The sequence below is a fragment of the Achromobacter sp. AONIH1 genome (assembly GCF_002902905.1).
GTDB lineage: Bacteria > Pseudomonadota > Gammaproteobacteria > Burkholderiales > Burkholderiaceae_B > Achromobacter.
Genome location: NZ_CP026124.1, coordinates 1482192 through 1507043 on the forward strand (window position 1 = coordinate 1482192; position 24852 = coordinate 1507043).

General features: G+C 67.5%; 22 protein-coding genes. 11 read left to right on the plus strand and 11 right to left on the minus strand.

All coding sequences use genetic code 11. From position 1 onward, the window contains the following. The first annotated feature begins 4 nt into the window (after positions 1-4). The 10 genes from C2U31_RS06845 to C2U31_RS06890 all read left to right on the plus strand — a co-directional run bounded on the left by C2U31_RS06845 (position 5) and on the right by C2U31_RS06890 (position 12959). Positions 5-544, plus strand: a complete 540-nt coding sequence (locus C2U31_RS06845) for a F0F1 ATP synthase subunit delta (protein ID WP_103272156.1) — start codon at positions 5-7, stop codon at positions 542-544. A gap of 29 nt (positions 545-573) precedes the next feature. Further along, positions 574-2115, plus strand: coding sequence for a F0F1 ATP synthase subunit alpha (gene atpA / locus C2U31_RS06850; RefSeq protein ID WP_103272157.1), 1542 nt, complete (start codon positions 574-576; stop codon positions 2113-2115). A 98-nt stretch (positions 2116-2213) separates the two neighbouring features. Continuing rightward, positions 2214-3119, plus strand: coding sequence for a F0F1 ATP synthase subunit gamma (gene atpG / locus C2U31_RS06855; RefSeq protein ID WP_103272158.1), 906 nt, complete (start codon positions 2214-2216; stop codon positions 3117-3119). A 43-nt stretch (positions 3120-3162) separates the two neighbouring features. Next, positions 3163-4563: a F0F1 ATP synthase subunit beta gene (gene atpD / locus C2U31_RS06860; RefSeq protein WP_103272159.1), complete on the plus strand. Its 1401-nt coding sequence runs from the start codon at positions 3163-3165 to the stop codon at positions 4561-4563. A gap of 9 nt (positions 4564-4572) precedes the next feature. Next, positions 4573-4998 carry a F0F1 ATP synthase subunit epsilon gene (locus C2U31_RS06865; protein ID WP_103272160.1) on the plus strand — a complete coding sequence of 142 codons (426 nt, stop codon included), beginning with the start codon at positions 4573-4575 and terminating at the stop codon, positions 4996-4998. A 214-nt stretch (positions 4999-5212) separates the two neighbouring features. Beyond that, positions 5213-6082 (plus strand): helix-turn-helix domain-containing protein, encoded by an 870-nt coding sequence (locus C2U31_RS06870; protein ID WP_233772821.1) that lies wholly within the window; start codon positions 5213-5215, stop codon positions 6080-6082. A gap of 146 nt (positions 6083-6228) precedes the next feature. After that, positions 6229-7302: a uroporphyrinogen decarboxylase gene (hemE, locus tag C2U31_RS06875; RefSeq protein WP_103272161.1), complete on the plus strand. Its 1074-nt coding sequence runs from the start codon at positions 6229-6231 to the stop codon at positions 7300-7302. Positions 7303-7657: 355 nt separating this feature from the next. Continuing rightward, complete coding sequence (locus C2U31_RS06880; protein WP_103276290.1) at positions 7658-9748, plus strand: primosomal protein N'; 2091 nt, start codon at positions 7658-7660, stop codon at positions 9746-9748. A gap of 5 nt (positions 9749-9753) precedes the next feature. After that, positions 9754-11817 (plus strand): UvrD-helicase domain-containing protein, encoded by a 2064-nt coding sequence (locus C2U31_RS06885; protein ID WP_103272162.1) that lies wholly within the window; start codon positions 9754-9756, stop codon positions 11815-11817. Positions 11818-12125: 308 nt separating this feature from the next. After that, positions 12126-12959, plus strand: a complete 834-nt coding sequence (locus tag C2U31_RS06890; RefSeq protein ID WP_103272163.1) for an AraC family transcriptional regulator — start codon at positions 12126-12128, stop codon at positions 12957-12959. A 66-nt stretch (positions 12960-13025) separates the two neighbouring features. On the opposite strand, the gene C2U31_RS06895 is transcribed toward C2U31_RS06890, so the two are convergent. After that, on the minus strand, positions 13026-14093 hold the full coding sequence (locus C2U31_RS06895; RefSeq protein WP_233772685.1) for a low specificity L-threonine aldolase: 1068 nt from the start codon (positions 14091-14093) through the stop codon (positions 13026-13028). Between the two features lie 128 nt (positions 14094-14221). On the opposite strand from C2U31_RS06895, the gene C2U31_RS06900 reads away from it, so the two are divergent. Next, positions 14222-15076, plus strand: a complete 855-nt coding sequence (locus tag C2U31_RS06900; RefSeq protein ID WP_103272164.1) for a class II glutamine amidotransferase — start codon at positions 14222-14224, stop codon at positions 15074-15076. A 104-nt stretch (positions 15077-15180) separates the two neighbouring features. Here C2U31_RS06900 and dapD read toward each other — a convergent pair whose 3' ends face one another. The 10 genes from dapD to C2U31_RS06950 all read right to left on the minus strand — a co-directional run bounded on the left by dapD (position 15181) and on the right by C2U31_RS06950 (position 24811). Next, positions 15181-16164 carry a 2,3,4,5-tetrahydropyridine-2,6-dicarboxylate N-succinyltransferase gene (gene dapD / locus C2U31_RS06905; RefSeq protein WP_103272165.1) on the minus strand — a complete coding sequence of 328 codons (984 nt, stop codon included), beginning with the start codon at positions 16162-16164 and terminating at the stop codon, positions 15181-15183. Positions 16165-16205: 41 nt separating this feature from the next. After that, positions 16206-16553 carry a type II toxin-antitoxin system PemK/MazF family toxin gene (locus tag C2U31_RS06910; RefSeq protein WP_103272166.1) on the minus strand — a complete coding sequence of 116 codons (348 nt, stop codon included), beginning with the start codon at positions 16551-16553 and terminating at the stop codon, positions 16206-16208. Then, positions 16553-16798 (minus strand): AbrB/MazE/SpoVT family DNA-binding domain-containing protein, encoded by a 246-nt coding sequence (locus C2U31_RS06915; RefSeq protein ID WP_103272167.1) that lies wholly within the window; start codon positions 16796-16798, stop codon positions 16553-16555. The genes C2U31_RS06910 and C2U31_RS06915 overlap by 1 nt, the downstream gene beginning before the upstream one ends. Positions 16799-17020: 222 nt before the next feature. Next, on the minus strand, positions 17021-18151 hold the full coding sequence (locus tag C2U31_RS06920) for a M20 family metallopeptidase (RefSeq protein ID WP_103272168.1): 1131 nt from the start codon (positions 18149-18151) through the stop codon (positions 17021-17023). A gap of 37 nt (positions 18152-18188) precedes the next feature. Further along, the gene (locus C2U31_RS06925; RefSeq protein WP_103272169.1) at positions 18189-19094 is read right to left on the minus strand and encodes a prolyl oligopeptidase family serine peptidase; all 906 of its coding nucleotides are present in this window, start codon (positions 19092-19094) and stop codon (positions 18189-18191) included. Between the two features lie 9 nt (positions 19095-19103). Continuing rightward, positions 19104-20114 (minus strand): ABC transporter ATP-binding protein, encoded by a 1011-nt coding sequence (locus tag C2U31_RS06930; protein WP_103272170.1) that lies wholly within the window; start codon positions 20112-20114, stop codon positions 19104-19106. Then, entirely contained in the window at positions 20111-21094 is a 984-nt protein-coding gene (locus tag C2U31_RS06935) for an ABC transporter ATP-binding protein (RefSeq protein ID WP_103272171.1), read from the minus strand. Before C2U31_RS06935 ends, C2U31_RS06930 begins: the two co-directional genes overlap by 4 nt. 132 nt (positions 21095-21226) lie before the next feature. Continuing rightward, positions 21227-22144, minus strand: a complete 918-nt coding sequence (locus C2U31_RS06940; protein ID WP_103272172.1) for an ABC transporter permease — start codon at positions 22142-22144, stop codon at positions 21227-21229. Positions 22145-22149: 5 nt separating this feature from the next. After that, positions 22150-23127, minus strand: coding sequence for an ABC transporter permease (locus C2U31_RS06945; RefSeq protein ID WP_103272173.1), 978 nt, complete (start codon positions 23125-23127; stop codon positions 22150-22152). A 46-nt stretch (positions 23128-23173) separates the two neighbouring features. Next, the gene (locus tag C2U31_RS06950) at positions 23174-24811 is read right to left on the minus strand and encodes an ABC transporter substrate-binding protein (protein WP_103272174.1); all 1638 of its coding nucleotides are present in this window, start codon (positions 24809-24811) and stop codon (positions 23174-23176) included. Positions 24812-24852: the final 41 nt, after the last annotated feature.

Sequence of the window (24852 nt, forward strand, 5' to 3'; positions counted from 1 at the left end):
CGTCATGGCTGAACTTTCCACTGTTGCCCGGCCGTACGCCGAGGCGCTGTTCGCCGCGGCCCGTGACGACAAGGCCGGCTTGCCGGCCTGGGCCGACCTGGTCGGCCAGCTGTCGCAAGTCGCCGCCAACCCCGACGTGCGCGAGGCGATGGCCGACCCGCGTCTGGGCGACAAGCAGCGCATCGAGCTGTTCTCCGGCCTGATCAAGGCCGAGCTGCCGCAGGCCGCCCGCAATTTCATCGAGCTGCTGGTCCAGAATGACCGGCTGCTGCTGCTGCCCGTCATCGCTTCGCAATTCGAAGCGCTGCGGAATCGTCACGACGGCACGGCGCAGGCGGAAATCACCAGCGCGTTCGAACTCAGCGAAGCCCAGGTCAAAGAACTGGTTGCCGCGCTCGAGCAAAAATTCGGCCTCAAGCTCAAGCCCAGCGTCACCGTCGATCAGTCGTTGATCGGCGGCGTGCGCGTGGCTGTCGGAGACCAGGTGCTCGATACTTCCGTACAAGCCCAATTGGCCCGCATGCGCGACCAGCTCGCCGCTTAAGGCGCACTTACAGGATTCCAGGAGTCTATATGCAACTCAATCCCTCCGAGATCAGCGAACTGCTCAAGAGCCGCATCGAGGGCCTGGGCGCTTCGGCTGATGTCCGTACTCAGGGCACCGTCGTGTCCGTGACCGACGGTATTACCCGCATCCACGGCCTGTCGGACGTGATGCAGGGCGAAATGCTCGAATTCCCCAACAACGTCTACGGCCTCGCGCTGAACCTCGAGCGCGACTCCGTCGGCGCCGTGATTCTGGGCGACTACACCGGCGTGTCCGAAGGCGACCAGGTCAAGACGACCGGCCGCATTCTGGAAGTGCCGGTCGGCCCCGAACTGCGCGGCCGCGTGGTCAACACGCTGGGCGAGCCGATCGACGGCAAGGGCCCGGTCAACGCCAAGGCCACCGACATCATCGAAAAAGTGGCGCCCGGCGTTATCGCCCGCCGCTCGGTGTCGCAACCGCTGCAGACCGGCATCAAGGCTATCGACTCGATGGTCCCGATCGGCCGCGGCCAGCGCGAACTGATCATCGGCGACCGCCAGACCGGCAAGACCGCCGTGGCCGTCGACACCATCATCAGCCAGAAGGGCAAGGGCGTCACCTGCGTGTACGTCGCCATCGGCCAGAAGGCTTCGACGATCAACAACGTGGTGCGCAAGCTCGAAGAGCACGGCGCGCTGGAATACACCATCGTCGTGGCCGCCTCGGCCTCCGACTCGGCCGCCATGCAGTACCTGGCCGCCTACGCCGGCTGCACGATGGGCGAATACTTCCGCGATCGCGGCGAAGACGCCCTGATCGTCTATGACGATCTGACCAAGCAAGCCTGGGCCTACCGCCAGGTCTCGCTGCTGCTGCGCCGTCCGCCGGGCCGCGAAGCCTACCCGGGCGACGTGTTCTACCTGCACTCGCGCCTGCTCGAGCGTGCCGCTCGCGTCAACGAAGAGTACGTCGAGAAGTTCACCGGTGGCGCCGTCAAGGGCAAGACCGGCTCGCTGACCGCGCTGCCGATCATCGAAACCCAGGCGGGCGACGTGTCGGCCTTCGTTCCGACCAACGTGATCTCGATCACGGACGGCCAGATCTTCCTGGAAACCGACCTGTTCAACGCCGGTGTGCGTCCGGCCATCAACGCCGGTATCTCGGTGTCCCGCGTCGGCGGCGCCGCCCAGACCAAGGTCGTCAAGAAGCTGTCCGGCGGTATCCGTACCGACCTGGCCCAGTACCGTGAACTGGCCGCCTTCGCGCAGTTCGCCTCCGACCTGGACGACGCCACCCGTCGCCAGCTCGAGCGCGGCAAGCGCGTGGTGGAACTGCTCAAGCAGCCGCAGTACCAGCCGCTGCAGGTGTGGGAACTGGCCGTCACGCTGTACACGGTCAACAACGGCTACCTGGACGACGTGGACGTTTCGCAAGTGCTGGCGTTCGAGAAGTCGCTGAAGGATCAGCTCAAGGCCAAGCACGCGGCCATGATCCAGCGCATCGAAGACACCAAGGAACTGTCCAAGGATGACGAAGGCGAATTGGCCGCCGCCATCCTGGAATTCAAGAAGCACGGTGCTTTTTAAGAAAGTGATGGGTTAGGCGTCCGTAGCGCCTCGCCCGTCCTTCACGGATGGATGAGGCGCGAGCGGAACCCATCGGCCAGTCTTCACAGGAAAGCGCAATGCCCGGAATTAAGGAAATCCGAACCAAGATCAAGAGCGTGCAAAACACGCGCAAGATCACCAAGGCGATGGAAATGGTCGCCGCATCCAAGATGCGCAAGGCGCAGGAACGGATGCGCGCCGGCCGTCCGTATGCCACCAAGGTGCGCGAGATCGCCGCGCACCTGATGCAGGCCAACCCCGAGTACAGCCACCCCTACCTGGTCGAACGCGAAGTGAAGTCCGTCGGCGTGGTCATGGTGACGACTGACAAGGGCTTGTGCGGCGGCCTGAACACCAACATCACCCGCGTGGTGCTGTCCAAGCTGAAAGAGTTCGAGAAGAACGGCATCGCCGTGCAAGCGACCGCTTTCGGCAACAAGGGCCTGGGCGTGCTGACCCGCATCGGCGCCAAGCTGGTTTCGAACGAAGTCCAGCTGGGCGACAAGCCGCAACTCGACCGCCTGCTGGGCGCGATCAAGGTGCAGCTGGACGCTTACCTGGAAGGCCGCATCGACGCGCTGTACGTGGCGTCGACCCGCTTCGTCAACACGATGAAGCAGGAGCCGATGTTCCTGCGCCTGCTGCCCCTGGCCAGCGGTTTGGACGATCCGTACCAGACCGGCGCGGAAAACCTGTCCAAGACCTCGGAAGTGAAGTCGGATTACAGCTGGGATTACATCTACGAGCCGGACGCCCGTAGCGTGATCGACGACCTGCTGCAGCGTTACGTCGAGGGCCTGCTGTACCAAGCCGTGGCCGAGAACATGGCTTCGGAGCAATCGGCCCGGATGGTCGCCATGAAGGCGGCATCGGACAACGCCAAGAAGGTCATCGGCGATCTGCAGCTGGTCTACAACAAGACCCGCCAGGCCGCGATCACCAAAGAAATTTCGGAAATCGTAGGGGGCGCCGCCGCCGTCTAAGGCGCGGCTTCCCGTCTCAAAAGCTATCAAGCAAGGAATCGACATGAGCAACGGAACCATCGTTCAGTGCATCGGCGCCGTGGTGGATATTCAGTTCCCCCGCGATCACATGCCCAAGATTTATGAAGCGCTCACCCTGGCCGACGAGGGTTCCTCGTTCGCCGAGAAGGGCCTGACGTTCGAAGTTCAGCAGCAGCTGGGCGACGGCGTGGTGCGCACCATCGCCCTGGGCTCCAGCGACGGCCTGCGCCGTGGCATGAAGGTCGCCGGCACCGGCGCCCCGATCTCGGTGCCCGTCGGCACCGGCACCCTGGGCCGCATCATGGACGTGCTGGGCCGTCCGATCGACGAAGCCGGTGAAATCAAGCACGAAGAAAAGCGCGCCATTCACCAGGACGCTCCCCGTTTCGACGAGCTGTCGCCGTCGGTCGAGCTGCTGGAAACCGGCATCAAGGTTATTGACCTGGTGTGCCCGTTCGCCAAGGGCGGCAAGGTCGGCCTGTTCGGCGGCGCCGGCGTGGGCAAGACCGTCAACATGATGGAGCTGATCAACAACATCGCCAAGCAGCACAGCGGCTTGTCGGTGTTCGCCGGCGTGGGCGAGCGTACCCGCGAAGGCAACGACTTCTACCATGAAATGGAAGAGTCGAACGTTCTGGACAAGGTCGCCATGGTGTTCGGTCAGATGAACGAACCCCCGGGCAACCGTCTGCGCGTGGCGCTGACCGGCCTGACCATGGCCGAGAAGTTCCGCGACGAAGGCCGCGACATCCTGTTCTTCGTGGACAACATCTACCGCTACACGCTGGCCGGCACGGAAGTGTCCGCTCTGCTGGGCCGTATGCCGTCCGCCGTGGGCTACCAGCCGACGCTGGCCGAGGAAATGGGCAAGCTGCAAGAGCGCATCACGTCCACCAAGACCGGCTCGATCACCTCGATCCAGGCCGTGTACGTGCCCGCTGACGACTTGACCGACCCGTCGCCCGCCACCACCTTCCAGCACTTGGACTCGACCGTCGTGCTGTCGCGTGACATCGCCGCGCTGGGCATCTACCCCGCCGTGGATCCGCTGGATTCGTCCAGCCGCCAGCTCGACCCGCAAGTCGTCGGCGAAGAGCACTACGCCGTGGCCCGTGGCGTGCAGCAGACACTGCAGCGCTACAAGGAACTGCGCGACATCATCGCGATTCTGGGCATGGACGAACTGTCGCCGGAAGACAAGCAGGCCGTGGCCCGCGCGCGCAAGATCCAGCGCTTCCTGTCGCAGCCGTTCCACGTGGCCGAAGTGTTCACCGGTTCGCCCGGCAAGTACGTGCCGCTGGCTGAAACCATCCGCGGCTTCAAGATGATCGTGAACGGCGAGTGCGACGCGCTGCCCGAGCAGGCTTTCTACATGGTCGGTTCGATCGACGAGGCCTTCGAGAAGGCCAAGAAACTGCAATAAGGAACCGATATGGCTACCCTGCATGTGGATGTCGTCAGCGCAGAGGAAGCGATCTTCTCCGGTGAGGCGAAGTTCGTGGTGCTGCCTGGCGAAGCGGGTGAGCTGGGCATCCTGCCCGGCCACACCCCGCTGATTTCGCGCATACGCCCCGGGACGGTCAAGATCGTTCGTGCCGACCAGGGCGAGGAAAACATCTTCGTCGCCGGCGGCATCCTGGAAGTGCAGCCCGGCAGCGTCACGGTCCTGGCCGACACGGCCATCCGTGCCGCCGACCTAGACGAGGCCCGTGCCCTGGAAGCGCGCCAGCGCGCCGAAGAGGCGCTGCGCAACGCCAAGGACAAGGCCGACATCGCCGTGGTCGAAGCCGAACTCGCGATGCTGGCGGCGCAAGCCGTGGCCGCGCGCAAGCTGCGCCAAGGCGGCCGCTCGCACTGAGCGGACGGGCGATCGGGGCTTGCCCCGGATCCGGAAAGAAGCGGCCTCTGGCCGCTTTTTTCTTGCCTGCGCGGCCTTGCCTGCGCATCCTCGCCTGCCGCCACCTTGCGTTCACTACGAATAGCCCTGAGCGATCCGCAACATTAGCCTTCAGTTTTGGCGGCGCCGCCGGTATGCCGGCGCCGCGCGGAAACAGGAGAAGCAGGTGCGTGAAATGCTGGATTGCGGGGTATTGCTGCCGCCTGGCCACGATGCGGCCATGCGCGGCTGGATCGAGCGGCATCAGCCGCAAGTGGCACGTGTGCGCTTTCATCCCTTGCTGCTCGCGAGCGCGGGCGAGGCCGCCGAACCGCAGGCGCTGGCGGCCATGGCCGTGACGCTCAAGCGCTACGATGCCTGCCTGATGCCGGTCGAGCCGGCCACGCTGGCCTGGACCCGCATCGCCTTGCAGCAGGCGCGGCCGGCCCTGGCCACGCCCATCCTGGTGCTGGTCGACGGCATGAAGGCGTCGGCCATCGAGGACCTGCTGGCGCTGGGCGCGGCCGATTTCATTTCCGAACCCGTCTGCCTGGAAGGGTTGCGCGTGCGCTTGCGCCATCAGCTGCTGTCGGCAGCGTGGGGGCTGGCGGCGGCCTCGCTCGAAGAGCCCGCCTTGCGCTATGGGGCGCAGGGCCAGGCGGTCCTCGTGCCCGTCGGCCTGCCGCCTCATCGCCCGGGCGCGATGCCCGCTCCAGGACGGGGCCGCGAGTCGGGCCCGGAAGCAGGCGGCTCGCCGCCGGCCGCGACGCGTCCACGCGTGGCGTCGGCCTTGTTCGATCAGGCCATGGCGAGCCTGCGGTTGCTGCCCCGCTGGCAGGACGGCGGCGAGCCATTCGCACGGGCCAAGGCACGCGTGGTGGGCGAGTTCGAGCGCGAGTACCTGCGGCGCGCACTCTCCCATCACGGCGGCAACGTGGCGCAGGCCGCCAGGGCGTCCAGCAAGCACCGCCGCGCATTCTGGGCGTTGATGCGCAAGCACGGCATAGAAGCCGCGCCCTATCGCATCGCGGCGGCCCGGCGCGGCCAGGACATGCCGTCGGACTGAGCGCTGTCCGGACCGGGCGCCAAGCGCCGGCGCACGGCCTCGGTCATTCTCGCCGCTTGCGTCCGAACAAGCCCGCCTTGGGCCTAGGGCCGCGTTCTGTCAGCCAGGGGAAGTAAACTCACGGCTTCCGATCAAAGAGGATAGCCGTGTCTGCTTCCGCCCTGAAGAACGATGTGTTCTTGCGCTCGCTCTTGCGCGAGCCCGTGCCCTATACCCCGATCTGGCTGATGCGCCAGGCGGGCCGCTACCTGCCCGAGTACAACGAGACGCGCGCCCGGGCGGGTTCGTTCATGGGCCTGGCTCAGAATCCCGACTACGCCGCGGAAGTCACCCTGCAGCCGCTGGCGCGGTTCGACCTGGACGCGGCCATCCTGTTCTCCGACATTCTCACCGTGCCGCACGCCATGGGCCTGGGACTGGACTTCGCCGCTGGCGAAGGGCCGCGCTTCGCGCATCCCGTGCGCACCGAGGACGACGTGCGCCGCCTGGCCGTGCCCGACATGGACAAGCTGCGCTATGTCTTTGACGCGGTCCGCGTCATCCGCCGCGAACTCGACGGCAAGGTGCCGCTGATCGGTTTCGCCGGCAGCCCCTGGACCATCGCCTGCTACATGGTCGAAGGGCAGGGCAGCGACGACTATCGCCTGATCAAGACGATGCTGTACGCGCGGCCGGACCTGCTGCATCACATCCTGGAAATCAACGCCCAGGCCACGCTGCAATACCTGAATGCGCAGATCGACGCGGGCGCCCAGGCCGTCATGCTGTTCGACAGCTGGGGCGGCGTGCTGGCCGATGGCCTGTTCCAGCAGTTTTCGCTGGCGTATACCCGCAAGGTGGTCGCGGGCCTGAAGCGCGAGAACGAAGGCCGCCGCGTGCCGGTCATTGTGTTCACCAAGGGCGGCGGGCAGTGGCTGGAACAGATCGCTGCCTGCGGCTGCGACGCGGTCGGCCTGGACTGGACCGTGGACCTGGCGGCGGCGCGTCGCCGCACCGGCGACTCGGTTGCGTTCCAGGGCAACCTGGATCCCATGGCGCTGTTCGGCGGCGGCGACGCCATCCGGACCGAGGCGCGCCGGGTGCTGGACGCGTTCGGCCCGGTCGGCAAAGGGGGGCATGTGTTCAATCTGGGGCATGGCATTTCACGCTTCACGCCTCCTGAAGCCGTAGCCGAATTGGTCGATGAAGTCCACCGGCACAGCCGTTCGTTGCGGGGATAAGTGAGTGAGCGCTTCGCGCCCAAGGGCCGAAGCTTGAGGGCCCCGACGCACAGTTGTGCACAGCAAGAAAGCGCTCGGGGAAAACCCTTTATAAGCTGGTTTACAATCTCGAAAGCCTGCATAAGTCATTGTTAATAATGACGAAAACAGGGTTTTCAGCAGGATTGCAAGAGTTGATGCAATCTTGCCTTATTCCAAAGTGTGATGTTGCTCTTGCCTTTTCCCCAAAGTTATCCACAGGCAGGGGGCAAGCCGGCCCGGCGACCCCTGGGGGAATTGGCGGGATCCGGCCTATCGCCGGACGGCTCAACCTTTCGGCCAGAAAACCGTCTTCCATTGATCCGTCCCCGTGAACATGCCTGATACCGACGCCGTCCAGAATCCCGCCGCCGTCTGCTGGGTGCGGGTGGCGCTGGATGTGCCCTTGCCCGGTCCGTTCGACTACCGCAGCGATGCGCCGGTGGAGGCGGGGCTGCGCGTGATCGTGCCGTTCGGACGTCGCAAGATGATCGGCGTGGTGGTGGACAATCCGGCCGAGCCGTCTTTCGACCCCAAGCAGATCAAGCCGATCGAAGAGGTACTGCGCGACCTGCCGCCCTTCGACGGAGACTGGCTGCGCCTGGCGCGCTTCGCCGCCGAGTACTACCAGCGGCCGCTGGGCGAGGTCATGCTGCCGACCCTGCCGCCGCCGTTACGCAAGCCGTCCGCCTATCAGGGCAAGCGCTCCGCCGGCGGGCCGGTGGCGCGGCTGGACGGTCGCAAGCGCAAGAAGGCGCGCGCGCCGGCTCAGGCCGACCAGCCGCCGGCGCTGAACGATGCGCAGCAGGCGGCGGTGGAAACGCTGGCCGCCCTGAATGGCTTCAAGCCCGTGTTGCTGTACGGCGTGACCGGCAGCGGCAAGACCGAGGTCTACCTGCGCGCCGCCGAGCGCGTGCTGGCCGCCGGTCGTCAGGTGCTGCTGATGGTCCCGGAAATCAATCTGACGCCGCAACTCGAAGGCGCGCTGCGGGCGCGGCTGGAGGCGCAGCTGGGGCCGGACGGCCTGGCCGTGATGCACAGCGGCCTGTCCGACGGCGAGCGGCTGGATGCGTGGTCGCGCGCCCAGCGCGGCCAGGCGCGCATGCTGCTGGGCACGCGCATGGCGATATTCGCGCCGCTGTCCGAGCTGGGCCTGATCATCGTCGATGAAGAACACGACGCGTCCTACAAGCAGCAGGACGGCCTGCGCTATTCGGCGCGCGACCTGGCGGTGTGGCGGGCGCACGACCTGAATGTGCCGGTGGTGCTGGGTTCGGCCACGCCCTCGCTGGAAACCTGGCAGCACGCCGAGCGCGGCCGCTACCTGCGGCTGGCGCTGCCGGGCCGCGCGCGCGCCAGCAGCCTGCCGGCGATCAAGCTGGTGGACACGCGCCGCCTGCAGATGAAACAGGGCCTGTCGCCGCAATTGCTGGACGCCATCGGCCAGCGACTGGAGCGCAAGGAGCAGTCGCTCATCTTCCTGAACCGCCGCGGCTACGCGCCGGTGCTGCATTGCCAGTCCTGCGCCTGGGTCAGCAACTGCCCGCGCTGCACGGCCTTCACCGTGCTGCACCGGAGCGGCAACGGCGGCAACCGCCTGCATTGCCACCATTGCGGCTACCAGGCGACGGTGCCGCGCGCCTGCCCCGAATGCGGCGACCAGGACCTGGCGCCGATGGGGCGCGGCACCCAGCGCATCGAGGAGCATCTGGCCGAGCTGTTTCCCGAGGCGCGCATCCTGCGCATCGACGCCGACAGCACGCGCAGGAAAGGCAGCGCCGAAGCGCTGTTCGCGTCGGTGCACGCGGGCGAGGTCGACATCCTGGTGGGCACGCAGATGGTGGCCAAGGGCCACGACTTCGCGCGCCTGGGGCTGGTGGGTGTGCTCAACGCCGATTCCATGCTGTTCGCGCATGATTTCCGCGCGCCCGAACGCCTGTTCGCGCAGCTCATGCAGGTGGCTGGCCGCGCCGGCCGCCATCAGAACAATGGCGAGGTGCTGATCCAGACCGGCTATCCCGAGCAGCCCGTGTACCAGGCGCTGCTGCGGCACGACTACGCGGGCTTCGCCCGCCACGCCTTGGACGAACGCGAGAGCACCGGCCTGCCGCCCTACGCCTATCAGGCGCTGCTGACCGCCGAGGCGCGCGAGCTGGCCACGGCGCAGGCCTTCCTGCAGCAGGCGCGCGCCATGCCGGAAGGCGAGTGGGCGGCGGACTTCCCGCCGCTGGACGCCATCATGCTGTACGACCCGGTGCCGCTGCGCGTGGTGCGCGTGGCGAACGTGGAGCGCGCGCAACTGCTGGTGGAAAGCACCAGCCGGCCGGCGCTGCAGGAATTCCTGCGGGTGTGGTCGCATTACCTGCCCTATCTGGCCAACGAGGCCCGCGTGCGCTGGCAGCTGGAAGTGGATCCGCTGGAGATCTGAGGAAAATGTCCGCAAGCGAACCCATTGGCCACGGCCTGAATCCCGCGCAGAAGGAAGCGGTGCTTTACCTGGACGGCCCCTGCCTGGTGCTGGCCGGCGCCGGCAGCGGCAAGACGCGGGTGATCACGCAGAAGATCGCTTACCTGCTGCGCGAATGCGGCTACATGGGCCGCAACGTGGTGGCGCTGACCTTCACCAACAAGGCCGCGCGCGAGATGGACGAGCGCGTCAAGACGCTGGTCGACCGCAAGCTGTCCAAGGGCCTGACCATCAGCACCTTCCATTCGCTGGGCGTGAAGATGCTGCGCGAGGAAGCGCGCAATGCCGGGCTCAAGCCGACCTTCTCGATCCTGGACGCGGACGATGCCATGAGCATCATCCAGGAACTGCTGGCCACCACCGACAAGGCGCGGCTGCGCCACGTGCAGGGCATCATCTCGCTGTGGAAGAACGCGCTGATGGAGCCGGACGACGCGGCGCAGGCGGCGCAGACGCCCGCCGAAGCGGAGGCGGCCAATGTCTACCGCAGCTACGCCGCCACGCTGGCCGCCTATCAGGCGGTGGACTTCGACGACCTGATCCGCATTCCCGCGCTGTTGCTGGCCGGCAACGAGGAAGTGCGCACGCGCTGGCAGAACCGCGTGCGCTACCTGCTGGTCGACGAGTACCAGGACACCAACGTGTGCCAGTACCGGCTGGTGCAGCTGCTGACCGGCCAGCGCGCCATGTTCACCGCCGTGGGCGACGACGACCAGGCCATCTACGCCTGGCGCGGCGCGACCATCGAGAACCTGGCCAAGCTCACCACCGACTATCCCAACATCAAGCTCATCAAGCTGGAGCAGAACTACCGCTCGGTGCAGCGCATCCTGGCGGCGGCCAACAGCGTCATCGAGCGCAATCCCAAGCTGTTCGAGAAAAAACTGTGGTCCGACCTGGGCACGGGCGAGCCCATCGTCGTGTCCGCCATGGACGGCGAGGAGCAGGAGGCCGAGTCCATCGCGATGAAAGTGTCGGCCGCGCGCTTCGAGCGCCAGGCGCAGTGGAAGGACTTCGCCATCCTCTACCGCAGCAACCACCAGTCGCGCATCCTGGAACAGGCGCTGCGCAACCTGAAGATCCCGTACACCATCGCCGGCGGGCAGAGTTTCTTTGACAAGGCCGAGGTGCGCGACATCCTGGCCTACTTGCGGCTGCTGGCCAACGATGACGACGATCCGGCCTTCATCCGCGCGGCCACCACGCCCAAGCGCGGCATCGGCCAGGCCACCTTGCAGACGCTGGGCCAGTACGCCGCCAGCCGCGAGCTGTCGCTGCTGGCCGCCGTGCCCGAGACCGGCCTGGAAAGCCTGCTGGCGCCGCGCCAGATCGAACCGCTGCGCACCTTCACCGAATTCATCCGCCGCATGCAGTGGCGCGCGGGCCGCGGCGCGGCCGATGGCAAGCGCGATGCGCCGGCAGAACCGGCTGGCCCGATCCTGGACGATCTGCTGCAAGCCATCCAGTACGAGCGGCACCTGTTCGAGCTGTTCGATGAGAAGCCGGCGCAGACGCGCTGGCAGAACGTGCTGGAACTGACGGGCTGGCTCAAGCGCAAGGCCGAGGAAGACAATATGTCGCTCTTCGACCTGGTGCAGCATGTGGCGCTGGTGACCATGCTGGAGCGCGGCGAGGAAGAAGAACCCGACGCGGTGAAGATGTCCACGCTGCATGCCTCGAAGGGGCTGGAGTATCCCCACGTGTACCTGGCCGGCGTCGAGGAAGGCCTGCTGCCGCACCTGGGCAAGGACGACGAAGTCGGCGACCCGGCGCGCGCGGCCGAGAACCTGGCCACCCGCATCCAGGAAGAGCGCCGGCTGATGTACGTGGGCATCACGCGCGCGCAGCGCAGCCTGAACCTGAGCTGGTGCAAGCGCCGCCGCCGCGCCCGCGAGGACGTGGTGCGCGAACCGTCGCGCTTCATCGAGGAAATGGGCCTGGACGATCCCGCCATCAAGGAAGACGAGGTCACCGCGGCGATGAATCCGAAGGAACGGTTGGGTATGCTCAAGGCCCTGCTGAAGAAGTAGACCCCCCCGAAGCGCCGGGGGCGCTTCCCCCCCAGGGGGGCGCTGCTACGGACCGGCGGAGCCGGATCCGTGCAGCCCTGGTCTTTGCGGGACGAGTTGTTTGCTTGGCATTGGGGCTTTGCTGGCGGGGTGGGCTCGCTGCGCGCTGTTGTGGGCTGATCGCCTGTCTGGCGTGTTTCGGTTCTTTGTGTGACAGATGGGGTTTCCTGCGGCGCGGCGGTGGCGTGCAAGAAATTACATGACGCGCGCCGGCTTCGGCGTTATACCTGTGGTCTTGCCCGCTGCCATCCGCCTATTTCATTCCCGCCATGAAGGACGTCGTTCGATACCATCCCGTACCCGGCATGCCCGGCATGGTGCTGGGTCAGGCGCGGATCACCGAGTTCCAGTTCGATCGCCACTATCACGTGGACTATCACATCGGGCTGGTGACGCAGGGCGTGCAGCGGCAGAGCTTTCGCGGTCGCAGCGTGCTATTGGGGCCGGGCGCCGTCGCCTTGATGCCGCCGGGTGAAATTCATGACGGCGCGGGCGTTTCCGACTATGGCCTTTCCCATACGCTCCAGACCTTTCGCATCGCGCCGGAGCTGATGCGCGGGTTTCTGCGCGAAGTGGCGGGCGGCGCGGGCGAGGAGCGATTCCTGGCCACGCTGATCGAGGACGCGGGATTGGCGCAGCGGCTGATGGCGCTGCATGGCGCCTGGATGTCCGACGCGTCCGCCACGCCGATGGCGCGCGATGAGGCGTCGCTGGCCGTCATGGCCGCGCTGTTCGCGCGCAGCGGCGCGGCGGCGCCGCGCGCGGTCAAGGGCGGTCTGTCGGCCGAGCACCGCCGCCGTGTGCTGGACTACTGCCAGGAGCGCCTGAGCGAGAAGATCGGCCTGGAAGACCTGGCGGCGCTATGCGGCCTGAGCCGCTTCCAGTTCTTGCGCCGCTTCGCGCATTCCTTCGGGCTGACGCCGCATGCCTGGCTGGTGCGGCTGCGGCTGGAGCGGGCCTGCGCGGCGCTGGCCGGGTCCGGCCTGAGCGTGGCGCAGGTCGCGGCCGAGGTAGGCTTCTACGACCAGAGCCATTTCAACCGCGCCTTCCGCGTGGCCTATGGCGCGCCGCCATCGGCCTATCAGCCGGGCGGCGCGGCATAGGCAGGCAACCCCACGCAGGCAACTTCATGCAGGCAACCCCATGCAGGCGGTCTCATGCGGGCAACGTCATGCGCGCGCCACGGCGGCGCGCAGCGCCGATAGAAAGTGATCCACGTCCTGTTCGCGCGTGGCGAATGAAGTGACCAGGCGCACGATGCCCGGGCCCCAGCGGTCATGGTAGAAGCCGAAGCCCTGCGCCAGCAGGCTGTCGATGGCGGCAGCGGGCAGGCGGCAGAACAGGATGTTGGCATCGGCGCGGCCCTGCAGCGCCACGCCGGGCAGGCCTTCCATGCCGGCCGCCAGGCGTCGCGCCATGGCATTGGCCTGGCGCGCGTTGCGCAGCCACAGATCGCCGTCCAGATAGGCCTGCATCTGCGCCGACAGCAGGCGCATCTTGGAAAACAGATGGCCGCCGCGCTTGCGGCGGAACGCCAGCGCCTTGGCCGGCGCGGGATCGAACAGCACGATGGCCTCCACGCCCAGCGCGCCGTTCTTGGTGGCGCCGAAGGACAGCGCGGTCACGCCCGCCTTCCAGGTCATCTCTGCCGGGCTGCAATCCAGGCTGACCAGCGCGTTGGCGAAGCGCGCGCCGTCCATGTGCAGCGGCAGTCCGGCGTCGCGGCAGACGGCGCCGATGGCGCGCAGCTCGTCCAGCGTGTAGACGCCGCCGGTCTCGGTGGCCTGGGTGACGCTGACGCAGGACGGCTGCATCGAATGCACGTCGCCCGCCTTGCGGCGCGCCTCGACTGCCAGCTGGGCGGGGTCGATCTTGGCGTCGGCGCCGCCCAGCAGCGTCAGGCGCGCGCCGCCGGTAAAGAACTCGGGCGCGCCGCATTCGTCATTGGCGATATGGCTTTGCGCATGACACAGCACGCTGCCCCAGGGCGGCGTCAGCGCCGAGAGGCTGAGCGAATTGGCGGCGGTGCCGGTCGGCACCAGCAGCACGTCGACCTCGCGCTCGAAGATGTCGGCCAGCTGGCGGCGCACCTGCGCCGAACCCTCGTCGGCGCCGTAGGGTTGCGCCTGGCCGTGGCAGGCCGCCGCCAGCGCAGCCAGGATCTCGGGGCTGGCGCCGGCGATGTTGTCGCTGGAAAAGCCCATCTGCGGGGCGTCGGGAGAGGCGGGCGTGTGCAAGGCGGGACTCCGGGGAGTGATTCGGGGATAGACCCCGACTATGCCGCGCGCCGGCCCGCCGCGCTTGTAGAAAATTGCGGCCTGCTCCTACACTGGCCCGCAAGGAACGCGTATCGAAGGAGCATCCCATGTGCCGCTGGCTCGCTTACACCGGCAGTCCCCTGCAGATGGAGCGCGTGCTGTTCAAGGCGCGCCATTCCCTGATCGACCAGAGCCTGCATGCGCGCCTGGGCGCCACCACCACCAACGGCGACGGCTTCGGGCTGGGCTGGTACGCCCGCCCGGCGCCAGACGGCTCCCTGGAACCGCCGTTCCGCTACCGCAGCGTGCATCCGGCCTGGAACGACCGCAACCTGCGCGAGGCCGCGCGCGCCATTCATTCCTCGCTGTTCGTGGCGCACATCCGCGCCGCCACCGACACGCCGGCGCAGGAAACCAACTGCCATCCGTTCCGCCATGGCAACTGGCTGTTCGTGCACAACGGCCTGATCCGCGACTTTCCGCTGCTGCGGCGCGACCTGATGCTGATGATCGCGCCGGCGTATTTCGGCTCGCTTGAAGGGTCGACCGATTCCGAGCTGATGTTCCTGCTGGCGCTGAGCTTCGGCCTGGAGGATGACCCGCTGCCGGCGCTGGCGCGCATGGTGGGGGCGGTGGAAGAGACCGGGCGCCGCCATGGCGTGGCGCAGCCCATCAACATGACGGTGTGCGCGCTGGACGGCGAGCGCATGATCGCGGTGCGTTATTCCAGCGAGCGCGAGTCGCGCACGCTGTTCCACAACACCTGCGTGCAGCACCTGCGCCAGCTGTATCCCGACGATCCGCAGATCGCGGCGCTGGGCGACGACACCTTCCTGCTGCTGTCCGAACCGCTGACCGACATGGCGGATGCCTGGGAGGAAGTGCCCGAGTCCACCGCGCTGATCGCCGCGCGCGGCGAGCTGCGGCATTTTCCGTTCGCGCCGATCGCGCCGGGCGCCTGATGCCTGCGACTTGATGCCTGAAGCTTGCTGCTTGATGCGGCGCGCTTGATTCGCAAGGAATCGCATCTGGCGCTTGCCGCGCCGCCGGAGCGATCCGTTGCGGCCTAGTGGCCGCTGTGCAGCGCCGGGTTGAGCGTGCCCCAGGCGGCCGTGCGCACCAGCGTCTCGACGGCGCCGGTCTGCGAGTTGCGGCGGAACAGCTGCCCGTGCTGGCCGGCCAGCGACACCGCCTTGACCACCGCGCCCTCGGGCGTGAGCACGCGCGTGCCGGCGGTGATGTAGCAGCCGGCCTCGACCACGCAGTCGTCGCCCAGCGAGATGCCGATGCCGGAATTCGCGCCCAGCAGGCAGCGCTTGCCGATCGATACCACCTGCTTGCCGCCGCCGGACATGGTGCCCATGATGGACGCGCCGCCGCCGATGTCGCTGCCATCGTCGACGATGACGCCGGCGCTGATGCGGCCCTCGACCATGGACGCGCCCAGCGTGCCGGCGTTGAAATTGCAGAAGCCTTCATGCAGCACCGTGGTGCCGGGCGACAGGTGCGCGCCCAGCCGCACGCGGGCCGTGTCGGCGATGCGCACGCCTTGGGGCACCACGTAGTCGGTCATGCGCGGGATCTTGTCCACGCCACGGATTTCCAGCGTCTGGCCGGTGGCGCGCAGGTGCCAGCGCAGCGCGTCGATCTGGTCCACCGGGCAGGGGCCGGCCGAGGTCCAGGCCACGTTGGACAGCACGTTGAACAGGCCGTCCAGGTTGGCGTCGTGCGGGCGGATCAGGCGATGGCTGAGCAGATGCAGCCGCAGGTAGGCGTCATGCGCGTCCGACGGCGGTTCCTCCAGCGAGGCGATGGCGGTGCGCACGGCCACGATCTCGACCTTGCGGCGCGTGTCGCGCGCCAGGGCCGTCGGCACATGCTCGCCCAGCGCCGCGCGCGCTTCCTCGGGCGTCAGGTGGCGGGTGCCGCCAGCGGGCGTGTGATCGGCCAGCGAGGGGCGTGGATACCAGGTATCCAGGATGGCGCCATCGGCGGCCAGGGTGGCCAGGCCGTAGGCGACGGCGCTGACGGGGGCGGAAGGGTCGGGCATGGTGGGCCTGCGGGATGAAAACGGCATGCGCCGCGCGGGAGTCAAGGACGCATTATCGCTTCAAGCCGAGCCCAGACTTCATCGACGAGGTACGCGGGCACTGACTCTTTTCGTTTGGCCTGCCGCACGCGCCAATCCAGTGATTTCAGTTGATGGCAATGGATGCTGCCCGTCGTCGCGGTCCCCGTGCCCATCAGCGTGACCACCGTGCCATGAGTGCGTTGTTCGGTGGCCTGACCTTGTGAAATCGGACAGATCATCGCCAGTCCAAGTTGATTGAACTCCTTGTGGCTGACGACTAGTCCGTAGTGCGGACCCGTCATTTCCCTGCCGGCAGCGGGATCAAACTGTAGATGCACGATATCGCCGTGGCTGGGCACGTATGCCATCAGTTGCGCTCCCGTCCGACAGCGGGCATGTCGTCCCAGCCGTCGGCTCGGGGCAGCCCATCCGGCATTTCAGCCAGGAGGTCGGTGAGCGCATAGCGCGGACGCGCTGGCGGTTCGATAGTGAGCCGCCGGCCGGACATGTGGAGTTCGACCTGGGAGCCTTCACGCAGCCCGTTCTGGTCGATGTATGCCTTGGGGATGGTCATCACGAGCGAACCTCCTGCCTTGCGTAGAGTTTGACGCATGGAAGTCTCCCATATTGATGAGGGATGCGGAGCCTGAGTGCGCCATTTATAGCACTATTTATCCTACAAAAATAGGATATCGATGGCGCAAAATGATCGTGTCCGACGCATCTGTCAGATCTCGCCCAGGCCCGATGCCGCGGATCCGGCTTCGCCGGTCCGCCAGCATGCCCGCTTGAGGGAAGCGCCCACGGGGAAGCGCGTAGCGCTTCGGGGGGCCTTCTACTCCAATTCCTTCAACAGCAATTCCCAGAACTTCAGCCGCTGCTCCAGCGTCGACACCAGGATGTACTCATGCAGCGTGTGCGCGCCGTCGCCGTCCGCGCCCAGGCCGTCCAGCGTGGGCACGCCCATGGCCGAGGTGAAGTTGGCGTCGCTGCCGCCGCCGGTCATGGGCGCGTCTTCCAGCAGGAAGCCGGCGCGCTCGGCGTAGCCCTGGACCAGCGCCAGCAGGGCGGCGGCGGCCTCGGTCTTGACCATGGGCGGGCGGTTCAGCTCGACGTCGATGTCCAGCTCCACGTCCGGACCCACGGCGCACAGCTCGCGCATGCGGCGCAGCACGTCCTCGGCCGCGCCCATGTCGGGCACGCGGAAGTCCACCACGCAGCGGCAGTGCGCCGGCACAGTGTTGGTGACGGTGCCGCCGGCGATGGTGCCCACGCTCACGGTGATGCCGCGCTCGTAGTCGGTCATGGCTTCCAGCGCCAACACCTGGTGCGCCATTTCGCGGATGGCGCTGCGGCCCTTGTCGTGGTTCATGCCGGCGTGCGCCGGACGGCCCTTGACGTTCAGGTTCAGCATGCCGGTGCCCTTGCGCGCGGTCACGCACTTGCCGCCGTTGGCGCGCGCCGGCTCGCACACCAGCGCGTACTTGGCGTTGGCGGCATGGCGCTCGATGTGGGCGCGCGACGCATGGCTGCCGGTCTCTTCGTCCGGCACCACCAGGAAGTCCACGGGCAGGCGCGTGTCGCCGGGCCGGGCCACGGTCGCCAGCGCCGACAGGGCCAGGTAGATGCCGGCCTTCATGTCATAGCTGCCCGGGCCGTAGAGGCGGTCGCCCTCGATCCGCACCGGGTTGTCCTTGAGCGTACCCACCGGATGCACGGTGTCCATGTGGGCCAGGATCAGGATGCCGGGACGGTCGTCGCCGTCGGCGCGGTTGGTGGCGTACAGCAGCGGTCCGGTGTCCGGGCCGATGTCGGACAGTTCCACTTTCAGGCCGGCGGCCTCGGCCTGGCCGGCGATGATGCGGGCCATGGCGGCGATGCCGTCGGGATAGTTGGAGGGCGACTCGCAAAGCAGCCAGGACTGGATGCCGGAGACGAGCTGTTCGGTGCTGAGGGTCGAGGACATGGCGGTATCGGGTGTCGGCTAGGCGGAAAGGGAACGATCAGGCGACCTGCTGGCCGGCCAGGCGGGCCAGCTCGGCGTCGTCGGGCATGCGGCCATCGAACCAGAGGCTGGCGCAGACCGCCGACATGGCGCGGCCGTCGTGGCCGATGCCGGGCACGACCTGCAGCGTCCAGTTGAACGGCACGCCGCGGCGCTCGGCTTCCTTGCGGCCGGCCTCGAAGTAGTTCTGCGCGCGCGCGAAACGGTGCGGCCCCTGGCGCATGGCGGCCGGTTCCGAGGGCAGGTTGGGATCGTCGGTGGCGATGTCCTGGTCGCCGGCCAGGATGGTCATGGGATAGGCCAGCAGCTTGACCAGGTGATCCTCGGTCAGGCCGACGCCAGCCATGCCTTCGGGGAAGGGGTGGTCGAAGGTCGGCAGCGTGTACCAGCCGGGATTGCCCGCGGCCACGGCCTTGAACGGCGCATGCGACTGGCTGCTCATCAGCCGGTGCACGAACTGGCCGCCGGCGGAATGGCCGAACAGGTACACGTTCTGGCCATCGGTGATCTCGGCGGCGATCAGGTCGCGCACCACGCTGCCCACCAGCGCGTAGGTCCAGCCGTCGATGTGGCGCGGATTGCCGCCGGCCGAGAACACGCGGCCATTGTTGTAGCTTTCGACGCCGGGCCAGATCTCGTTGGAGAAGGTCAGCGCCACGATCAGCAGCTTGTGCTTGTCGGCGGCCGGCACCCAGAAGTCGCGGTATTCGTCGCCGTTGCGCAGCACGCCGTGCTGCACGATCACGACCGGGCGGTCGGGCGTGTAGCCATAGGGGCGGTAGGTCTGCAGCTTGAACGGACGGTCGGCGTTGCGGTCGTCGTCGATGTAGGGAATGGCGTTGCGGCCCGCATGGCCCAGTTCAATGGCGATGCGGTCGACGTTGGTGAGTTCGGCAGGTTTCATGGCGACGTGTCAGGCGGTGGCTTCGTTCAGATGGCAGGCCGACCAGTGGCCCGGCGAGATTTCCTTCAGGACCGGCGCCTGCTCGCGGCAGCGCGGCATGGCGTGCGGACAGCGCGGGTTGAATGTACAGCCCGGCGGCGGATTCAGCGGCGACGGGATTTCGCCCTTGATGGGCGTGAACTTGCGGCCGCGCCGCGCCACGTCCGGCACCTCGGCCATCAGGGCCTGGGTATAGGGGTGGTTGGCGCGCGCGAAGATCTCGGCTGCGGTCGAAATCTCGACGATCTTGCCCAGGTACATGATGGCGACGCGGTCGGAAATGTGCTTGACCACGCCCAGGTCATGGCTGATGAACAGGTAGGTGAAGCCGTGCTGTTCGCGCAGGTCCATGAACAGGTTGATCACCTGCGCCTGGATCGACACGTCCAGCGCGGCCACCGGCTCGTCGCAGACCAGGAACTTGGGCGCCACCATCAGCGCGCGGGCGATGCCGATGCGCTGGCGCTGGCCGCCGGAGATCTGGTGCGGGAAACGATCGCGGTATTCGCGGTCCAGACCGACCTCGGACAGCGCCTGGTCGATGCGCGCGGGAATGTCGGCCGGCGGCGCCAGCTTATGCACCTTCAGCGCCTCGCCCAGGATCTGGCGCAGCCGCTGGCGCGGATTCAGCGAGGCCTGCGGATCCTGGAAGATCATCTGCACGCCCAGCGTGTAGGCCAGCTTGTCGGCGCCGCGCAGGCGGGCCGCATCGCGGCCCTGGTACAGCAGCTCGCCCTCGGTCTGGCGATGCAGGCCGGCCACCACGCGGCCCAGCGTGGACTTGCCGCAGCCCGATTCGCCCACCAGGCCGACCACCTCGCCGCGGCGGATGGACAGGTCCACGCCGTTGACGGCGTAGACGGTGCGGCGGTCGATGGGACGGCCGGCCAGGGCCAGGATGCGCTGGGCCAGGTCGGGACGTTGCTCGAAGCGCTTGTGGACGTTCTTCAGCTCGATGACGGGAGTATCGGCTTGATTCATGCTTGCTCGGCCTCGCGGGCGATCGGCACGTAGCAGCGGAAGCTGCGCGGGCCTTCGGTGGTGACGGTGGGGGCTTGCTCGGTGCAGCGCGTGACCGCGCTGGGGCAGCGCGGCCGGAACGCACAGCCCGAGGGACGGCCGGACAGGCTGGGCGCCATGCCGTTGATCTGGTGCAGGCGCGCGCCGGGCTGCGTGGCGCCCGGCATCGAGTCCAGCAGGCCGCGCGTGTATGGATGGCGCGGCGCTTCCAGCACCTGCTCGACCGGGCCGCTCTCGACGATGCGGCCGGCATACATGACGGCCACGCGGTCGGCCAGCTCGGCGACCACGCCCAGGTCGTGAGTGATCCAGATCAGCGCGGTGTTGTGCTGACGGCAGATCTCCTGCATGCGGTAGAGGATCTGGCCCTGGATGGTGACGTCCAGCGCGGTGGTGGGCTCGTCGCAGATGATCAGGTCGGGCTTGTTCAGCATGGCGATGGCGATGGCCACGCGCTGGCGCATGCCGCCGGAGAACTCGTGCGGATAGCTCTTCAGGCGCTTTTCGGGCGAGGGGATGCCCACCATCTCCAGCGCTTCGCGGCAGCGCTCGAGCGCTTGCGCGCGCGGCACGTCCGCGTGCGTCAGGATGGCTTCCATCATCTGCTCGCCGATGCGCAGCACCGGGTTCAGCGTCATCAGCGGATCCTGGAAGATCATCGCGATGCGGTCGCCGCGCAGCTGGCGCATCTGTTCTTCGCTGTACTTGCGCAGGTCCTGGCCCTTGAAGCGGACCTCGCCCTCGACCACTTCCCCGGGGGGATCGATCAGGCCCAGCAGCGAGAAGCCGGTCACGGACTTGCCCGAGCCGGACTCGCCGACCAGGCCCACGATTTCGCCTCGGCGCACGGTCAGGTCTACGCCGTCGACGGCCGGCCAGGCGCCGGCTTCGGTATGGAATGCGGTGCGCAGGCCGCGCACCTCCAGAATGGTCTCGCTCATGTCAGTCATCCATTGCGCAAACCGCCACGCAGGTATCGGGTGTCGCTCCATCGGGGTGCCGCGGAGCCGGCTTCGCCGGTCCGCCAGCACGCCCCCTCGAGGGGGAAGCGCGCAGCGCTTCGGGGGTGGGCCTCATCTTTTCGGGTCCAGGCTTTCGCGGAGGCGGTCGCCGACGATGTTGATGGACAGGATCAGCAGCAGCAGGGCGATGCCCGGGAACAGGCTGATCCAGTAGTCGCCCGAGAGCAGATACTGGAAGCCATTGGAGATCAACAGGCCCAGCGACGGCTCGGTGATGGGCACGCCCACGCCCAGGAAGGACAGCGTGGCTTCCAGCGCGATCGCGGTCGCGATCTGGATGGTGGCGAACACCATGACCGGGCCCAGGCAGTTCGGCAGCAGGTGGAAGGCCATGATGCGCCAGGCCGGGAAGCCCAGGTTGGCGGCGGCCTCCACGTATTCCTTGCGCCGCTCCTGCAGCGCGCGGCCGCGCATGATGCGCGCGTAGTGGCCCCATTGCACCAGCACCAGCGCCAGGATCACCTTGTCCACGCCGCGCCCCATCACCACCAGCAGCACCAGCGCCACCAGGATGGTCGGAAAGCCCAGGATGAAGTCGACGATGCGCATCAGGATGGTGTCGACCACGCCGCCCATGTAGGCGGCCACCAGGCCAACCGCGCCGCCCACGGCGGTGGCCAGCACCACGGCGGACAGGCCCACCATCAGGCTGATGCGCAGGCCATACAGGATGGCGCTGAGCATGTCGCGGCCCTGGTCGTCGGTGCCCAGCCAGGCGATGCTGCCGTCCATCAGCGCCTGGCGCGGCGCCAGGCGGCCGTCCATGAGCGAGAGGTTGGCGAGGTCGTAGGGGTTCTGCGGCGCGAAGTAGGGCGCGAACACCACCAGGATGATCAGCACGGCCAGCGCGATGGCCGAGCCGGTCACGGTGGGCCGAGAGCGCAGTTTCTTCAGGATGGAGGCGCGCTTGGGCGTGTCCGCCAGGGGCGGGGCGGTGCGGGTGCGGCCGGGATTGGGAGATTGAGCCATGACGATTATTGAGCGGGGGTCACGAGCTGCACGCGCGGGTCGAGCGCGGCGTACAGGATGTCCACGACCAGGTTGATGACCACGAAGATCAGGGTGACCAGCATCACGTAGGCCACCACCACGGGGCGGTCCAGCTGGTGGACGCTGTCGATCAGCAGCTTGCCCATGCCGGGCCAGGCGAACACCGTCTCGGTGATGGTGGAGTACGCGATCAGCGTGCCGAATTCCATGCCGATCACGGTCACCACGGGGATCAGGATGTTGCGCAGGATGTGGCGGCGCACGATGCGGCCCGGCTTGACGCCCTTGGCGCGCGCGAACTTCACGTAGTCCTGGCTGCGCGCCTCGACCACGCCCGAGGCGGTCAGGCGCAGCACCAGCGCGATGTTGGCCAGCGCCAGGTTGATGGCCGGCATGATCAGGTGCGACCAGCCGTCGGCGGTCAGGATCGACAGACGCACGCCGAGCACGGTGACGGTGTCGCCGCGGCCCGTGGCCGGCAGCCAGCCCAGCCATACGGCGAACAGCAGGATCAGCATCATGCCCTGCCAGAAGTTGGGCAGCGAGAAGCCCAGCACCGACGAGGCCATGATGCCCCGGCCCAGCGGCTCGTCACGGTACAGGCCGGCGACCAGCCCCAGCGGGATGCCGATGACACAGGTCAGCCCGATGGCCACGACCACCAGTTCGAAGGTGGCCGGGATGCGCTGTACGATCAGCTCGATGGCGGGGATGCCGTGGACGAAGGACACGCCCAGGTCGCCGTGCAGCGCGCGCCACAGGAAGCCCGTGTACTGCTGCCATACGGGCAGGTCCAGCCCGAGGCGGGCGATCATGGCTTCGCGGGCGGCCTGGCTGGCCTCGGGGCTGACCAGCAGCTCGATCGGGTCGCCCACGGCATACACCGCGAAGAAGACCACGACCGAGACGGCCAGCAGTACGAACAGGCTCTGTATCAACCTGCGCAAGATGAATAGGGCCACTTGATATTTCCTTGGTGGGCTCGGGAGTTGCGGGCGCCAGGCGGGGCTACTTGGCGGGCTTGGCCGACATGGCCAGGGTGTACTGGTCGGCGCGGCCTTCGTAGGTCAGGCCCTTGCGGTACGCCCAGATGCTGCTTTCGAAGTGCAGCGGGATGCTGGGCAGGTCCGCCAGCGCGATCGCCAGCGATTCCTGCAGCAGCTTCTCGCGCGCGGCCGGGTCCACCGTGACCAGGGCGCGCTTGAAGACCTGGTCGAACGCCGGGTTGTCGTAGCCGCCGTAGTTGCTGGTGCCCAGGCCGTGTTCCTTGTCGAACGCGGAGACCCAGTATTGCAGGAAAGACGAGGCTTCGCCCGTTTCCGACGACCAGCCGCCCATGGCGAAGCTGAACTCGCGCTTGGCGCGCTTGGGGAAGTAGATCGAGCGCGTCATCGCGTCGACCGAGGCCTTGATGCCCACGCGCGACAGGTACTGCGCCACCGCCTGCGAGATCTGGGCGTCGTTGATGTAGCGGTCGTTGGTGGATGACACGGCCAGTTCGAAGCCGTTCGGGTAGCCGGCCTCGGCCAGCAGCTTCTTGGCGCCTTCGGGGTCGTACTTGAGTTCCGGCGGCTGCGGCAGCGTGCCGAACATGCCGTCGGGCAGGAACTGGTTGGCCGGGGTGGCGGCGCCGTCCATGATGCGGGCGGCGATGGCCTTGCGGTCGATGGCCATGGAAATGGCGCGGCGCACGCGCACGTCCTGCAGCGGGTTCTTGCCGTCGGCGGCCTTGACCATGGGGCTGGGCGAGCGCGCCACGTCGAACTGGAAGTACACCACGCGCACGGACGGCGTGATCACGTAGCCGAAGCCCGGCGTTTCCGAGATGCGCTTGACGTCGCGCGCGGCGGGGTTCTCGATCAGGTCGAAGTCGCCGGCCAACAGGCCCGTCAGGCGCGGACCGGCCGACGGCGCGGGGATCAGCTTGACCTCGCCCCAGGCCGGTTTGTCGCCCCAGTAGCCTTCGTTGCGGGTCAGTTCGATGGCGCTGCCCTTGACATAGGACTTGAGCGTGTAGGGGCCGGTGCCAATGGCGGACTTGCCGCCGTTGAAGTCGGCCACGGTGGGCCAGGGGCCGGTCACGCCGCAGCCGTTCTTCAGGTCGAACGTGATCGGGCCGTGCTGGACGATGCCGCTCCACAGCATGGGCATGCGGCTCATGTCGTTGGGCAGCAGCGGATAGGGCAGGCGCGTCTTGATGACCAGCGTGTCGTCGCCGCGCGCTTCGACGCTGGCGAACTTCTGCACCACGGCGGGCTGGGAGCCGCCGATGGACTGCTCGTTGTTCATCACGCGGCAGAACGTGAAGATCACGTCCTGCGGCGTGAAGGGCTGGCCGTTGGAGAACTTGGCGCCTTGGCGCAGCGTGAATTCCCAGGTGGTGTCGTCCACGGACTTCCAGGCCGTGGCCAGGCGCGGGATCAGCTTCATGGCCGCGTCCTGGCCGACCAGCGTCTCGAACACGTGCGAGGTCATCGCGTCGTTGGGCGTGACCTGATGGTAGTGCGGGTCCATCGCGGTGGGTTCGGACGACAGGCCGATGCGCAGCGCGCCGGCCTGGGCCAGGGTGGCGGTGGGACAGGCGGCCAGCGCGGCGGCGAGCGCGCACGCGGCCGGTAACAGGCGTTGGATGGTCTTGGCTGACATGTGTTTTCCCCTTGTGGTGTTGTGGTGAGTCGCGGGCGGCG

Coding starts and splice junctions, on each gene's coding strand:
- C2U31_RS06845 (WP_103272156.1), top strand. CDS start 5: ATGGCTGAACTTTCCACTGTTGCCCGGCCGTACGCCGAGGCGCTGTTC.
- atpA (WP_103272157.1), top strand. CDS start 574: ATGCAACTCAATCCCTCCGAGATCAGCGAACTGCTCAAGAGCCGCATC.
- atpG (WP_103272158.1), top strand. CDS start 2,214: ATGCCCGGAATTAAGGAAATCCGAACCAAGATCAAGAGCGTGCAAAAC.
- atpD (WP_103272159.1), top strand. CDS start 3,163: ATGAGCAACGGAACCATCGTTCAGTGCATCGGCGCCGTGGTGGATATT.
- C2U31_RS06865 (WP_103272160.1), top strand. CDS start 4,573: ATGGCTACCCTGCATGTGGATGTCGTCAGCGCAGAGGAAGCGATCTTC.
- C2U31_RS06870 (WP_233772821.1), top strand. CDS start 5,213: ATGCTGGATTGCGGGGTATTGCTGCCGCCTGGCCACGATGCGGCCATG.
- C2U31_RS06880 (WP_103276290.1), top strand. CDS start 7,658: ATGCCTGATACCGACGCCGTCCAGAATCCCGCCGCCGTCTGCTGGGTG.
- C2U31_RS06885 (WP_103272162.1), top strand. CDS start 9,754: ATGTCCGCAAGCGAACCCATTGGCCACGGCCTGAATCCCGCGCAGAAG.
- C2U31_RS06890 (WP_103272163.1), top strand. CDS start 12,126: ATGAAGGACGTCGTTCGATACCATCCCGTACCCGGCATGCCCGGCATG.
- C2U31_RS06900 (WP_103272164.1), top strand. CDS start 14,222: ATGTGCCGCTGGCTCGCTTACACCGGCAGTCCCCTGCAGATGGAGCGC.
- dapD (WP_103272165.1), bottom strand. CDS start 16,164: ATGCCCGACCCTTCCGCCCCCGTCAGCGCCGTCGCCTACGGCCTGGCC.
- C2U31_RS06910 (WP_103272166.1), bottom strand. CDS start 16,553: ATGGCATACGTGCCCAGCCACGGCGATATCGTGCATCTACAGTTTGAT.
- C2U31_RS06915 (WP_103272167.1), bottom strand. CDS start 16,798: ATGCGTCAAACTCTACGCAAGGCAGGAGGTTCGCTCGTGATGACCATC.
- C2U31_RS06920 (WP_103272168.1), bottom strand. CDS start 18,151: ATGTCCTCGACCCTCAGCACCGAACAGCTCGTCTCCGGCATCCAGTCC.
- C2U31_RS06925 (WP_103272169.1), bottom strand. CDS start 19,094: ATGAAACCTGCCGAACTCACCAACGTCGACCGCATCGCCATTGAACTG.
- C2U31_RS06930 (WP_103272170.1), bottom strand. CDS start 20,114: ATGAATCAAGCCGATACTCCCGTCATCGAGCTGAAGAACGTCCACAAG.
- C2U31_RS06935 (WP_103272171.1), bottom strand. CDS start 21,094: ATGAGCGAGACCATTCTGGAGGTGCGCGGCCTGCGCACCGCATTCCAT.
- C2U31_RS06940 (WP_103272172.1), bottom strand. CDS start 22,144: ATGGCTCAATCTCCCAATCCCGGCCGCACCCGCACCGCCCCGCCCCTG.
- C2U31_RS06950 (WP_103272174.1), bottom strand. CDS start 24,811: ATGTCAGCCAAGACCATCCAACGCCTGTTACCGGCCGCGTGCGCGCTC.